Below are 11,993 nucleotides of genomic sequence, written 5' to 3' on the forward strand. Positions count from 1 at the left end.
TCGAGTTTGTTCGCACGATGCAGGCTGTAGACCCCAACATTGTTCTTGTAGCGGTAGGAGTTAACGAGGTGGGTCGAAGTAGTGGCGCGGATTTTTACCCATGGAACAAGAGAGTCCTAATGATTGTCAACGATGCTATTGATTATCTTTCTGCTCATCACTATGTTCCTGGGGCTGAGTTTTTGCAGGCTCTTGACAAAAAGCCCTCCGATGAAGAGCTTTATTACCCTATTGTGGGGTTTTCTGAGGAGATGAAACATATACTTGCGGAAAACATTAGGGTTTTGGATTGTTTCTCCTCCAGAAAAAGAATCGATCTTGCTTATGATGAGTGGAATGTATCAATCAATGGTCTGGAAGAGAACTATCTCCTTCGAGATGGACTATATGTCGCGGGTATGTTTCATGCCTTCTTCCTTTTCCCAGAAAGAGTTAGGATAACAAATATAGCTCAGCTAGTGAACGCCTTAGGAGTGATATCTACCAACGAAACGAGTGTCCTTCTCACCCCCCTGTATTGGGCATTCAAGCTATATCGAGACCACTTCGGTTCTATTCTTCTGGAAAGCGGGGTGGAGTGTGATACTTTCTCTATACCAAGTATCGGAGCAATCAGCGAGAACGAGGCTATTCCATTGCTAGACGCGGCCGCTTCTTGCGATGAAGAGGGAAAGAAGATTTTCTTAGCCGTAATTAATCGACACCGTAGTGAACCAATAGAAACCCAAATAGAAGTACTTGGTGTTCCGGTAGAAACAGGTGTCAAAAAGTACGAGCTTAATGGGTGCGATGCGCTTGATACTAATTCCTTCGAGCAACCGTCGCGGGTACGTGTTCGTTCTTCCTTTGTGGATGAGGCTGGAAATAAGTTTATTCATCTCTTTCTCCCTCATTCGGTAAGCATTTTAGAGTTTAGGGTTTGTACCAAAGAGTAGGGCTTGGTGCAGGAGCCTGTGTTAGCAGTGTCTCCGGAGGGGGAGAGTTCTTTAGGAGGAACAATGCCATTACTTAGAATGAAGGGGGCGACAAGGCGTTGATCACAAGTGGTGGGAAACCTTTAGGAGGCAAGGGGGGATGCTTAAAGAAAGTCGCAGTTTACTTGGTTTTGAGTCTTGTAGCAGTGTTTATAGTCTTTCCTTTCGCATGGATGTTTCTTACCTCTTTCAAGCCCGAAGCAGATGTGGTTACCTATCCGCCGCGGCTTTTTCCGCGAGATATCACTCTTGCTAATTATGTGGATATCTGGAAGCGGATTCCCTTTAGTGTTTTCTTCCTTAACACGCTAATATTTGCTGGTTCGGTTACCCTGCTTTCGTTATTTCTAGACTCTTTAACGGCTTACGCCCTGTCTCGCCTATCCTTTCCCGGGCGTGACGTGATTTTCCTGGTTATTCTCGCAACCCTTATGGTGCCCTTCCACGTTATTATGATTTCCCTGTTTGTCACTATTTACAGGATGGGTTGGGTTAACACGTATGCTGCCTTGATTGTACCGCGGGCAACGAATGCCTTTGGAATATTTATGTTGCGCCAGTTCTTTTTGACCATTCCTCCCGCCCTCGAAGATGCAGCTCGTATCGATGGTTGTAGCGAGTTTCGGATTTATTGGCAGATTATTCTGCCTTTGTCCAAGCCAGCACTAGCAACTTTGGCCGTATTTCACTTCATGTACAATTGGAACGATCTTCTCTGGCCTTTGATTGTGACTACCTCGACAAGAATGCGTACCTTACCGGCTGGATTGGCTCTCTTCATGGGGAAACATGTAGTGGAATACGCCATCTTGATGGCTGGTGCAACGATTGCGTTAGCTCCTCTGATTTTAGGTTTTCTCTTTGCTCAAAGGTATTTTGTGAGGGGTATAGTGTTAACCGGTTTGAAAGAATAATGACGCTTGTTTAAGGAAGTCCTGTTCGAGTACAAGGGTCTTTCCAAGGCTTATTTTAAGGGATGCGAAGGAGCTCAAAGGTTCTTTGGCAGCCTTATTGGCGACAAAAGGGAGGTGGTGGGGTGAAAGGGTATAACTTGGAAAATGGCGAATTTTAACCTCTTGGTTTGGTGGTTCTTTCTTTGAGTTAGTTTCTGAATAGAATAAAACGAAAGGAGGAAGGAGAGATGAGGAGAGAGGGGACGACCACAAAGTGGATATTGGTGTTCCTTTTGGTTTCTGGGTTGATGGTGTATTGTGTCCCTCTGCGAGCAGCTGAAAAGGTAACCTTGACCTTCTGGAATGGTTTTACCGGCCCAGATCGACCAGCGGTGGAAGCGCTCGTAGAAAAGTTTAACGAAACTCATCCAAATATAGAGGTCCAGATGGATATCATGCCCTGGGACAGTCTGATGCAGAAATTGCTCTCCTCCATGGTAGTGGGCCGAGAACCTGACATTGCTGGTGTGCACTTCCAATATCTTCCTCAGTTTGCCAAGGCGGGGGTTATTATGCCTCTTGACGAACTGTATAATGTGGACGGGCTGGATCCCGCAGTGTTTCCTCCTGCGCTGATAGAACTTATGAAATATGGTGGCAGGATGTACGCCGTACCAATGAATTTTGCTACCTTGATGCTGTATTACAACAAGTCTCTATTCAGAGAAGCGGGACTGAACCCGGACAACCCTCCAGCAAATTGGGCTGAGTGGCAAGAGGCCATCATTAGATTGACCCAGGATAAAGATAGCGATGGCAAAATAGACCAATATGGATTAGCTTTAGCGGACCACGAGACTATCCCAATGTGGCCGATTCTTGTCTGGGGCAATGGCGGTGATTTTGTAGCTCCTGATGGAAAGAAGTCCATGCTCGACGATCCTAAAACAGTTGAGGCTGTCGAAGTTTGGGCGAGCCTTATTATTAAGCATAGAATCTCCCCGGTTGGATTAACGGGAGCCGAAGCGGATAAGTTATTCGAGACACAGAAAGCGGCTATGGAAATGAACGGTCCATGGATGACCACCGGGTACACAAAAGCAGGTATAGAATATGATGTTGCACCTATTCCTGAGGGTCCTGCGGGGCGTGTCACTTTAGCGGACAGTGTGCTTATGCTTCTGAATAGCAAGACCCTGCGTAAAGATGCCGCATATGAGTTCTTTAAGTTCTGGAATAGCAAAGAATCTCAGATTTATTGGGCAGTGAATACCGGTTTTCCTCCGGCACGGATTGATTTGATTGACGATCCAATGCTCGGGGAAAATCCCTTTGTGCCCAAGTTTGCGGCTGCAGCGCCTTACGCTCGGTTTTACCTCCCTGGACTAGAGAACTACGCCGAAATCGACACCATCATTATGCAGGCGATTCAGGAAGCTACACGTGGTTTAAAATCGGCTGAGGAGGCGCTTAAGGAGGCCGCCGCAAAGATGAACGCTGTGCTTGCTAAACAAAGGTGAATTAGTTAGGGATGGGACAGGGCTTAGTCATGGTGAGAGCCCTGCCCCATCCTTCTTTCTCTTTTTGGTGTTCGATCCTTTTCGAGGAGAGAAAGCCCCCTTCGTTCGCTAGGGAAAGGCTCCATCCCTCTCTTAGGAGGGAGGACCAGTCTTTTCTTAGGCGGGTGATTAAGTGATGCCTAGATCGAGCTGGGCAAAAATAATAAGATCCGTTTTTAGGAACCGACAAGCCCGTGCAGGGTACCTGTTTGTGTTGCCTAGCATCTTAGTCCTAAGCGTTTTCGTGATATGGCCAATTATACAGGCTGTTTGGCTTAGCCTTCATGACTGGAATCCATTAATCCCTGAGCACCCCTTTATAGGTCTGTCTAATTATCGTCAGCTGTTTGCTGATTCTCGTTTTTGGAACGCACTGTGGAATACGCTTTACTATACTCTGGGTGTTGTACCCGCGAGGGTCGTTTTTAGCTTGTTCCTCGCTGTGATTCTCACTCAGAAACTTAGAGGCACAACTTTCTTTAGAGCGGTTTATTTTTTGCCGGCTATCGGGTCGTTCGCCATACTTGCTATAGCATGGAAGTTTTTGATGGATCCCGATATTGGGATTATCTCTTACTACTCTCGATTGCTTCATTTGCCAAGCTCGGAATGGTTGCGAAGCACAACCTGGGCCATGCCGGCTGTCATCTTAGTTGGTATTTGGAAATGGTTAGGATTTACAATGGTAATCCTTATTGCGGCGTTACAGGGTATTCCAGAATCCCTTTATGATGCTGCTAAAGTCGATGGAGCCGGGCCCTGGCAATGCTTTAGGTATATTACTCTACCAATGCTTCGTCCCGCATTGCTCTTTGTTGTTGCAGATAGTATTATTTCTTCGTTCCAGGTGTTTGATCAAGTCTACGTGATGACTGGCGGTGGTCCTCTCTTTAGCACGGAAACCCTGGTTCTGTACACATATTATCAAGGTTTCGAGTTTTTTAACATGGACTATGCTTCATCTATAGCCTGGATACTGTTTTTGTTGGTCTTTGGCGTGACATTCCTGCAGCTTAGGTACTTTAGGTTTAGAGAGGCCTATTGATGGAGCTTGAAAACGGTGTGCAAAGTGGCTTAAGCAATTGCATAGGGCCATCCTGTCGAGAGAGCGTGAGAGAGGTCGACCGAGAATTCTTCTCATTTGCGAGGAGGTGAACGTTTAGTTTTCGACTCGTCTAGGGCTTGAAAATGGGTGTCGGGTTAAACATGGAGACGGGGATCAAATACCCGCATCGTAATTCTCGCGGGAGGAGAAGTGATATACGCCAATCCTTGGATTGAATAAGGAGGTAGGCTCCATTATGGATTGTTGCGTCAGAGTTTGGGGAACAAAGGTAGGAACCATCAGTCCTCTCATTTACGGACACTTCATCGAGCACCTTGGTCGGTGCATCTACGGGGGAGTGTTCGATGAGGATTCTCCCCTCGCGGATGCTTCGGGCTTCCGGAGAGATGTTCTCGAGGCGGTACGGCGTATCAAATGCCCCGTGCTCCGCTGGCCGGGAGGGAATTTTGCCTCGGCGTACCACTGGGAGGATGGCATTGGACCAAAGGAGGAACGCCCTCAGCTCTTGAACTACATCTGGGGAGGGCTTGAGAGCAACCGTTTTGGGACCGATGAGTTCATCGAGTACTGTAGGAGGATAGGAGCAGAACCATACCTCACCGTGAGCCTTGGAACGGGAACCCTTGATGAGGCCCTGCACTGGCTGGAGTACTGCAACCTCGATACCCCGACGAAGTACGCGATGCTCCGGAAGAAATTCGGCCATCCCAAGCCCTACCGGGTGAAGTACTGGGGCGTTGGAAATGAGGTCTACGGTCCCTGGCAGGTGGGCCATTGCAGTGCTCAAGAGTACGCAGAGAAACTTCGCCAGTACGCCACCTTCATGAAGACTGTCGATCCCTCCATCAAGGTTATCGCCGTGGGAGCGGATGACCCGGAATGGGATCTTACCGTCCTGAAGCACGCCGGGAAGGTCATCGACTTCATCTCCATCCACCAGTACCACGGCTCTCCGGACTACTACGAAACTGTCGCCGCAGCGTACTACGTAGAGGAACGTCTAAAGCTTCTCGCAAGCCTCATCAAAAGCACCCGTATGGACCACGTGAAAATTGCCTTCGACGAATGGAACATCTGGTACCAGGTGGACCACGAGAAGGAAATGGAAGAAAAGGGTGCTGTGTACCTTGAAGAACCCTACGCCCTGAAGGATGCCCTCTTTGCTGCAGGGATTTTCCTTGTGCTCCACCGCTTGAGCGATGTTGTCGGCATGGCCAACCTTGCCCAGATGGTGAACGTCCTGGGAATGATCAAGACCAAAAAGGACGCCATGGTGCTCACCCCTATTTACCATGTGTTCGATCTCTTCGTGAACCACACGGGACTCGTGCGCTTGGGGTGCGAAGTATGCACCGAGTACTACTCCATCCGGGCAAAGAGCTTCCTTGAGGGCCGGAATTCCTTTGCCGTGGAGCGGGTGCCGTACTTCGATGCCTCGGCTACTTACGATGCCGCTCGCAGCGTCCTGAGTATAGCCATGGTGAACTTCCACAAAGACGAGGAGTGCAAAGTAACCCTCGACCTTTCGGATCTCCCCGTGGGGAAGGAGGCCACCCTTTCTGTTCTCACCGGAGATATTGCTGCCGAGAACGACTTCACCCATCCGGACCGAATTACTCCTGTATCCTCGAAGTTCTCCCTTTCCTCCCCCCTTTCTCTTCCTCCCCATACCCTTGGGGTGGTTGAGGTTCCTCTTGAAAAGCCGCTTTCTTAACCTTACGTGGGGTGGGTTCCTTTGAGGGAGCCTACCTTCATACTTTCTTCAAACTTTCTTCACATTTCTGTCCCCAAAGGGGTATATAATGGGTGCGAGGTGATACATGTGGGTCTTGTCTTCACACCTCTTTGGGGATGCCGGTACATCTATATGCCCCACGGATGGTTCATGTGGGGAGGAGGAATTCTCATGGCCCTCTTTGTGATTCTCTTTTTCGTGCTCCTCTTTCTTGCCCTTGCCCCACGGAGGAGGTACTGGTACTACTGGGGCTTCCACGAGGAAGACCCTCTTGAGATCCTCAAGCGCCGGTACGCCCGAGGGGAAATCACGAAAGAAGAGTACGAGCGGATGCGCGAAGACCTCAAGCGGTAGCGCTACCCTTTGTCTTTTTTGAAGAGCATAGCAAGGTCACTCAGGAAAAACTTCCTGTTGAGGGCAATGTGCACCACACCGAGAATGAAGAAGCTCACTCCCCCTACAGGATGCGCTGTGCTTGCGAAACTCCAGAGCCCTTGAGGGACGATTCCTCCCTGACTCGCAATCCAGAGGACAACGCCTGTTGCGAGCATGAAGAGAACAAAGGCCACCATTCCGAGGGCTACCGCGCCCCGAAGGCGAAGGAGAGTTCTTGTCACGGAAATTCCTCCTTTAGGACCTTCGTTGCTCCCTGAGATGGCTGAGTATCCATTCTCTCTTCTCGCGGAGCGCTTTAGCTAACATTGCCAAGTACTTTCCCTGGTAGCGAGCTCCCTCGAGCTCCGTTTCAGAAGGGAACCGTTCTCCTTGAGCCCCAACGATGGTCGAAGCTCCGTAAGGAGAACAACCTGTGACTACATCAAGGCGAGTCTGCGAAGCGAAAGTATAGGGAAGGCCAACAAGAACCATACCGTGGTGGAGAAGCGTTACCATGGCAGTAAGAATGGTTGTCTCTTGTCCCCCGTGCTGTGTCGCAGAGCTCGTCATGATCCCTGCTGGTTTTCCCACAAGTGTTCCCTTGGCCCAGAGTGGACCAGTACTGTCAAGGAATGCCCGCATTTGAGCACACATATTCCCGAAGCGTGTAGGAATACCGAGGAGAAGTCCATCGGCTGCTTCGAGATCTTCAAGCCTTGCGATAGGGACATGGGCAAAAGCCTCCTGTGCTTTGGCTATCCCCGTGGCCTGAAGGACTTCCTGAGGAAGAGTTTCTGGAACTCGGCGAAGGAGAGCGGTTACTCCCTCTACGCTTTCTGCTCCCTCTTTCGCTGCCTCACACATGCGGTGCATATGCCCGTAAGCGGAGTAATAGAGAATGAGGATTTGAGTAGACATACTCTCACCCCCTTTTTCCATGGGGAACCGAGGAGAATGTGAGGTTATTCCTGTAGGCGGGTGAGGCCTCCTTCCATAGATCCACGGGTTTAGCTCATAAACCCTTCACAATCCCTCATTCCTTTTCAGCTCGTCGATGAGCCTGCTCACATTGTTTTTTGTAAGAATTCCCTGGGTGGCGAGCCAGTTGATGACGTGACTTGTAGAAAACCCAAAGGCACGAGTGGCTATGAGGTCGTTGAGGTACTGGAGCTGGCGGTCGGTGGGAGGCTTCTGGAGTTCCTGGGGTAGGTACGGTATGAGGCGCAGGTAGAGTTGGGCGGTGGCAATGGCGTCTTGGGCGTTGTACCGGGCGATGTCGGAGTACCGTCCCGAGAGAAAGGCATCGTGAACCTTTGAGCCGTCCATGGTGTTTTTTGTAAAGTCAATGCCAAATTTTCGGCACACGAATTCCAGGGTGTACCTGTGCTCGGGGTTTGAAGCGCAGAGGAAATCCGCAAGGTCAAGGTGGTCAGTGCTTGAGCGGAGGAGGCGGGGATTGGCGATTTTCTCGGGAAGTGGAAGGCCGTGAATCATGCTCCGAAGCCGCAAAACCGGAAGGTCAAAGTTTTGGCCGTTGTAGGTAACGAAGGACTCGGCTTCTTCAAGCTCCTGCCAGAACTCCTCAAGGAGGAGCCGTTCTCCTTCGAGGAGATCCTGGGGGAGCTTTGGACAGAGGATGGGCACGTAACGGATGGGGTACGGTCTCTCTTCGTCGTAAATTTCCTCGTCGGTGGCGATGTAGTACACGGCGACCTCTTGGATATTCCCTTCCTCCACGTGGGCGACAGCGGCAGAGATAACGGAGAGAGTGTATGGATTGAGCGCCAGGCGCTTCTCGAGTTCCCCGTCAGAGAGCTCCTCTCTCCCTCGTGTTTTCAGGTACCGGTAGTCGAGGTATCCGAGGGTCTCGATGCTTGCAAAGGTCTCGATGTCGAGAACAGCAACAGACATCTTCTCACCCGGCCTCCCTCAGAAGATTCTTGTGTACCCGGGAGGTCTTCTGTCCACAAGTTTCCCATGAGCGATGGAAAGCTTTTTCATGATGGGGATCTTGTACGGGCACTTCGGTTCGCATTCTCCACACTGGGTGCAGGATGCGGCTTTCACCGGAAGCTCTTCATAGGCTTTCTGGGCGTAATCCTGGTTCCCAAACCAGAAGCGCAATCGGTCCCGTAGGGCGTACTCGGCGGGATTGCGGACGATGTCATCCTTCATCTGTCGGTCGTACTGGCCTTCGAGGAGGAAGATTCGGGGGATGTCTATGCCTTCAGGGCAGGGGAGGCACTTCCCGCACTGGCGGCAGACGTAGTGACCGAGCTCTGGAGCTTCGAAGAACCAGCGCTCTTTTTCTGCTTCGCTCATAGGAGTTAGTCTTTCAAGGAGGGTGACGTCTTTTCTGAGGTACTCTTCGGTGTTGATTCCAAGGACTAAAGAGGTTACAGGAAGGGATAGGGTGTACCGCAGCGCTTGCTCTGTACTCTGCCAGAGGAATCCATCGGCGAGGACCTTCATGGCGAGCACCCCTGCGCCCTTTGACACCGCAAGGGGTACCACTTCCTCCTCCCACCCCGGGAAGTTGAAGCGGTCGAAGTAGTTGAGGGGAATCATGAGGGCATCAAAAGGGTAAGTTTCCAAAGCCTTCACGGCAACCGCAGGAGTTACGTGATTCGAGAAGGCCACATACCGGATCTTCCCTGCTTTTTTGGCTTCCTCAATTCCCTCAAGGGCTCCGGAGGGAGCCGTAATGGCCTCGAGGGTCTCGAAGCGGTTGAGTTCATGAATGAAGAAGAGGTCCACGTAGTCGGTATTGAGCCGCTTCAGGCTCCCCTCTATGGAGCGGAGGATCTCGTCCTTTGTTCTTTTCTGCGACTTCGTGGCTACGAAGCACTCATGGCGGCGGGTTTTAAGGACCTCTCCGATTTTCTCTTCCGAGTCCCCGTGGCCGTAGCTTTCGGCGGTCTCAAGGTAGTTTCCCCCAAGGTCAAGGTAAAGGTGCACGAGCCGTACGGCATCGTCTTTCAAAAGCTCTACGAGGTGAAAACCCCCGAGTCCAAGAATCGAAAGGGATAAGTCGGTGGTCCCGAGTTTTCTCCGCTCCATAGGTATCCCTCCCTTTGGGAAGATTATACCTCTTTTACGGAAGTTTTGGGCTTTTAACCTTTGTTTCTCGACGTAGTCTTCGGTACAAGCAGTCACCCTTTAGGACTAAAGAAGCATCAACAGTGGCGATGCTTCGGGACAAGAGATCTAGGGCATCGGGTTCCACACCAAAAAGCTAAGGATTTCTCCCTATTCTCTGGGCAAGGTGCATTTCTCCATTTGCTGACCGCCTCTTGAGGTCTCAATCCATCCCGTCGTGGAAGGGTTGGAAGGGAACTGGTATAATGACCCAGGAGTGGGGGTTGCGCAAAGTGGCGAAGAGCAGGGGAATGACAGCCCTTTTCTGCTGTCCTATATGCCATGCCTACCAGGGAGAGGATTTGGGAGAGCACATTCGGAAAGTTCACGGGGAAGAAAGTTTCAGAGCTGTTGTCTTGATGGCGAAGCAATCCGGAATGCCTGATGCCCGAATTGGGGAAATTTTTCGCATCACCTTTCGGCAGCTGGAACGAATCGTGACTGAGGCATATGGAGCAAATGTTTCAACCCTCAAGCGACGACCAAAAAGGATAACGGCATGGGAGCCAAAGGGGTTTCGGGAGGAAACCACAACGGTTTGGAGTTATCCCCAGCGGGGGAACTGGGCAACACACCATGGGGGGTACCGGGGAAACTGGTCGCCGTACATTCCCCGAAACGTCATTCTCAAGTACTCGAAGCCAGGGGAGGTGGTCCTTGACTACTTTGTGGGCGGCGGAACGACGGCTATAGAGGCAAAGCTTTTGCGGAGGCGATGTATTGCCAGGGATATCAATCCGGTTTGTGTAGCGATGACTAAAGAGCACCTTGATTTTGTCCCACCGGCAGGCCTCTTTGACGGGGAACCGTTCTGGGAACCCGATGTGTCTGTTGGAGATGCGCGGAATCTCGAGGGCATTGGGGATAGCACAATCGATCTCATCTGTGCCCATCCACCGTACGCTGGGATCATAAACTACAGTAGCGCGATTCAAGGGGATCTCTCTGCTCTTGAAATTGAAGCCTTTCTCGGAGAGATGCGCAAGGTTGCTCAGGAGAGCTTCCGAGTCCTCAAGCCGGGAAGGAAATGTGCCATTCTCATCGGAGATACCCGAAAGCGTAAGCATGTTGTACCCATCGGCTTTCGCCTCATACAGGTTTTTCTTGATACGGGTTTTCGGCTTAAGGAGCTCGTTATTAAACGGCAGCACAACTGTAAAACCACAGGTTTCTGGAAAGAGAAAAGTGTCCTTTACAATTTCCTCCTTTTGGCGCACGAGTACCTTCCCATTTTTGAAAAGCCCGAAAACGGAGAATCCCCGAGGTTCTCAGATTCTCTTTCTGGACCAGGGATTGTCGCCCAGGATGTGCACCTGACCTGTACCCACAACATAGATCTTGAGGCGACATCGGTTTGGATCTTCCCGGAGGACCAGTACGATTCCTGCCTTGATACCAACATCCTGCGGCGGTACCACAGGGGTGGGAAGTATCGGGCATTCGCCTTGGGTTTTGCTGCCCGAGGAAGGGAAGTCCCGACTTTGGGTCTTTCCGAACCCTTGAGTCTCTTGGTGATCAAGTCGCCTCTTCTTGCAGAGGCGAAGGATAGGGCGAGCGTTTTCTCGTATCTCTCTTTCGTGCGGGATTTTGTAAGTAGGAATATTGTTCTCCTTCTTCCTGGTGCTTTCCTTGTCGTCGAAACGCAAGATGTTCGGGTCGACGGATACATTGAACCCCTTGGTCTACAAATTGTGAATTCACTCAACCATGAGAGGCTCTGGTTGAAGGAGATCGTGATAGTTGTCAGAGAAAACCAGCACCTTGCCCCGTTGGGAGACCAGAAAGAATTGGCGATCGTGCACCGTTACCTTTTGGTCTATGAGGTTCTCAAGTAGGGAATTCCTCTTCTTGCCCCTGGTAGTGTACCATCACCTTCGAGCCTCCTACAGGATCTGGAGGGTCAAGAGGATTCGGGTTGATGATCGCATTTATACAACCCGAAAAGGGGTGGAGATTCTCGTTTATCCTGGTAAGAAATCTCCCCACGACTTTGTGGTTCGCTTCAAGGAGCCAGGAAAGAGGGAAAGAACCCCCGCTCATGTTCATGTAATAGTTGAAATGTACGTGAAGTATGCATATGATCCATGGCTTGCCCTGAAACTTCGGGATCATATCCTTCAAATGATGGAGAACATACGGCCTATAAACTCTTTTCCCCCACAACTTCAGTTCTTCTCTCCTGAACATGTGGAGCGGTTTCAGCGGCTTGACGACGTTGGAGAGTTCACCGTGGAGTTCCTCCTTGTGGTTACT

Annotated in this window: 12 protein-coding genes; 7 read left to right on the plus strand and 5 right to left on the minus strand. The window is 50.6% G+C overall.

Annotated elements, in window-relative coordinates:
• The first annotated feature begins 17 nt into the window (after nt 1-17).
• From H5U36_05530 to H5U36_05555, 6 genes are all read left to right on the plus strand, one after another.
• A complete protein-coding gene (locus tag H5U36_05530; GenBank protein ID MBC7217606.1) occupies nt 18-935 on the plus strand; it encodes a hypothetical protein in 918 nt (305 codons plus the stop codon).
• Nucleotides 936-1,147: 212 nt separating this feature from the next.
• Nucleotides 1,148-1,888: a carbohydrate ABC transporter permease gene (locus tag H5U36_05535; protein ID MBC7217607.1), complete on the plus strand. Its 741-nt coding sequence runs from the start codon at nt 1,148-1,150 to the stop codon at nt 1,886-1,888.
• Between the two features lie 227 nt (nt 1,889-2,115).
• Nucleotides 2,116-3,387 (plus strand): ABC transporter substrate-binding protein, encoded by a 1,272-nt coding sequence (locus H5U36_05540; GenBank protein MBC7217608.1) that lies wholly within the window; start codon nt 2,116-2,118, stop codon nt 3,385-3,387.
• A 175-nt stretch (nt 3,388-3,562) separates the two neighbouring features.
• Nucleotides 3,563-4,471: a sugar ABC transporter permease gene (locus H5U36_05545; GenBank protein ID MBC7217609.1), complete on the plus strand. Its 909-nt coding sequence runs from the start codon at nt 3,563-3,565 to the stop codon at nt 4,469-4,471.
• A 256-nt stretch (nt 4,472-4,727) separates the two neighbouring features.
• Entirely contained in the window at nt 4,728-6,206 is a 1,479-nt protein-coding gene (locus H5U36_05550) for an alpha-N-arabinofuranosidase (protein MBC7217610.1), read from the plus strand.
• Between the two features lie 153 nt (nt 6,207-6,359).
• Nucleotides 6,360-6,581, plus strand: a complete 222-nt coding sequence (locus H5U36_05555) for an SHOCT domain-containing protein (protein MBC7217611.1) — start codon at nt 6,360-6,362, stop codon at nt 6,579-6,581.
• Between the two features lie 2 nt (nt 6,582-6,583).
• On the opposite strand, the gene H5U36_05560 is transcribed toward H5U36_05555, so the two are convergent.
• From H5U36_05560 to H5U36_05575, 4 genes are all read right to left on the minus strand, one after another.
• Entirely contained in the window at nt 6,584-6,844 is a 261-nt protein-coding gene (locus H5U36_05560) for a hypothetical protein (GenBank protein MBC7217612.1), read from the minus strand.
• A gap of 13 nt (nt 6,845-6,857) precedes the next feature.
• Nucleotides 6,858-7,520, minus strand: a complete 663-nt coding sequence (gene wrbA / locus H5U36_05565) for an NAD(P)H:quinone oxidoreductase (GenBank protein MBC7217613.1) — start codon at nt 7,518-7,520, stop codon at nt 6,858-6,860.
• 105 nt (nt 7,521-7,625) lie between these two features.
• Nucleotides 7,626-8,513, minus strand: a complete 888-nt coding sequence (locus H5U36_05570; GenBank protein ID MBC7217614.1) for a ribonuclease H-like domain-containing protein — start codon at nt 8,511-8,513, stop codon at nt 7,626-7,628.
• An 18-nt stretch (nt 8,514-8,531) separates the two neighbouring features.
• A complete protein-coding gene (locus H5U36_05575; GenBank protein ID MBC7217615.1) occupies nt 8,532-9,662 on the minus strand; it encodes an aldo/keto reductase in 1,131 nt (376 codons plus the stop codon).
• Between the two features lie 329 nt (nt 9,663-9,991).
• Between H5U36_05575 and H5U36_05580 the strand changes: the two genes are divergently transcribed.
• Nucleotides 9,992-11,575 (plus strand): hypothetical protein, encoded by a 1,584-nt coding sequence (locus tag H5U36_05580; GenBank protein ID MBC7217616.1) that lies wholly within the window; start codon nt 9,992-9,994, stop codon nt 11,573-11,575.
• Here H5U36_05580 and H5U36_05585 read toward each other — a convergent pair.
• Nucleotides 11,568-11,993 (minus strand): hypothetical protein (locus H5U36_05585; GenBank protein ID MBC7217617.1); only part of this gene is annotated, 426 nt, incomplete at its 5' end. The genes H5U36_05580 and H5U36_05585 overlap by 8 nt on opposite strands.

It is taken from the genome of Candidatus Caldatribacterium sp. (genome assembly GCA_014359405.1).
GTDB classification, from domain to species: domain Bacteria; phylum Atribacterota; class Atribacteria; order Atribacterales; family Caldatribacteriaceae; genus Caldatribacterium; species Caldatribacterium oleiphilum.

What these genes read in the sequence shown, in the direction of transcription:
- H5U36_05570 (MBC7217614.1), bottom strand. Translation starts at nt 8,513, where the DNA reads ATGTCTGTTGCTGTTCTCGACATCGAGACCTTTGCAAGCATCGAGACC.
- H5U36_05580 (MBC7217616.1), top strand. Translation starts at nt 9,992, where the DNA reads ATGACAGCCCTTTTCTGCTGTCCTATATGCCATGCCTACCAGGGAGAG.
- H5U36_05530 (MBC7217606.1), top strand. Translation starts at nt 18, where the DNA reads ATGCAGGCTGTAGACCCCAACATTGTTCTTGTAGCGGTAGGAGTTAAC.
- wrbA (MBC7217613.1), bottom strand. Translation starts at nt 7,520, where the DNA reads ATGTCTACTCAAATCCTCATTCTCTATTACTCCGCTTACGGGCATATG.
- H5U36_05555 (MBC7217611.1), top strand. Translation starts at nt 6,360, where the DNA reads ATGCCCCACGGATGGTTCATGTGGGGAGGAGGAATTCTCATGGCCCTC.
- H5U36_05535 (MBC7217607.1), top strand. Translation starts at nt 1,148, where the DNA reads ATGTTTCTTACCTCTTTCAAGCCCGAAGCAGATGTGGTTACCTATCCG.
- H5U36_05550 (MBC7217610.1), top strand. Translation starts at nt 4,728, where the DNA reads ATGGATTGTTGCGTCAGAGTTTGGGGAACAAAGGTAGGAACCATCAGT.
- H5U36_05575 (MBC7217615.1), bottom strand. Translation starts at nt 9,662, where the DNA reads ATGGAGCGGAGAAAACTCGGGACCACCGACTTATCCCTTTCGATTCTT.
- H5U36_05545 (MBC7217609.1), top strand. Translation starts at nt 3,563, where the DNA reads ATGCCTAGATCGAGCTGGGCAAAAATAATAAGATCCGTTTTTAGGAAC.
- H5U36_05540 (MBC7217608.1), top strand. Translation starts at nt 2,116, where the DNA reads ATGAGGAGAGAGGGGACGACCACAAAGTGGATATTGGTGTTCCTTTTG.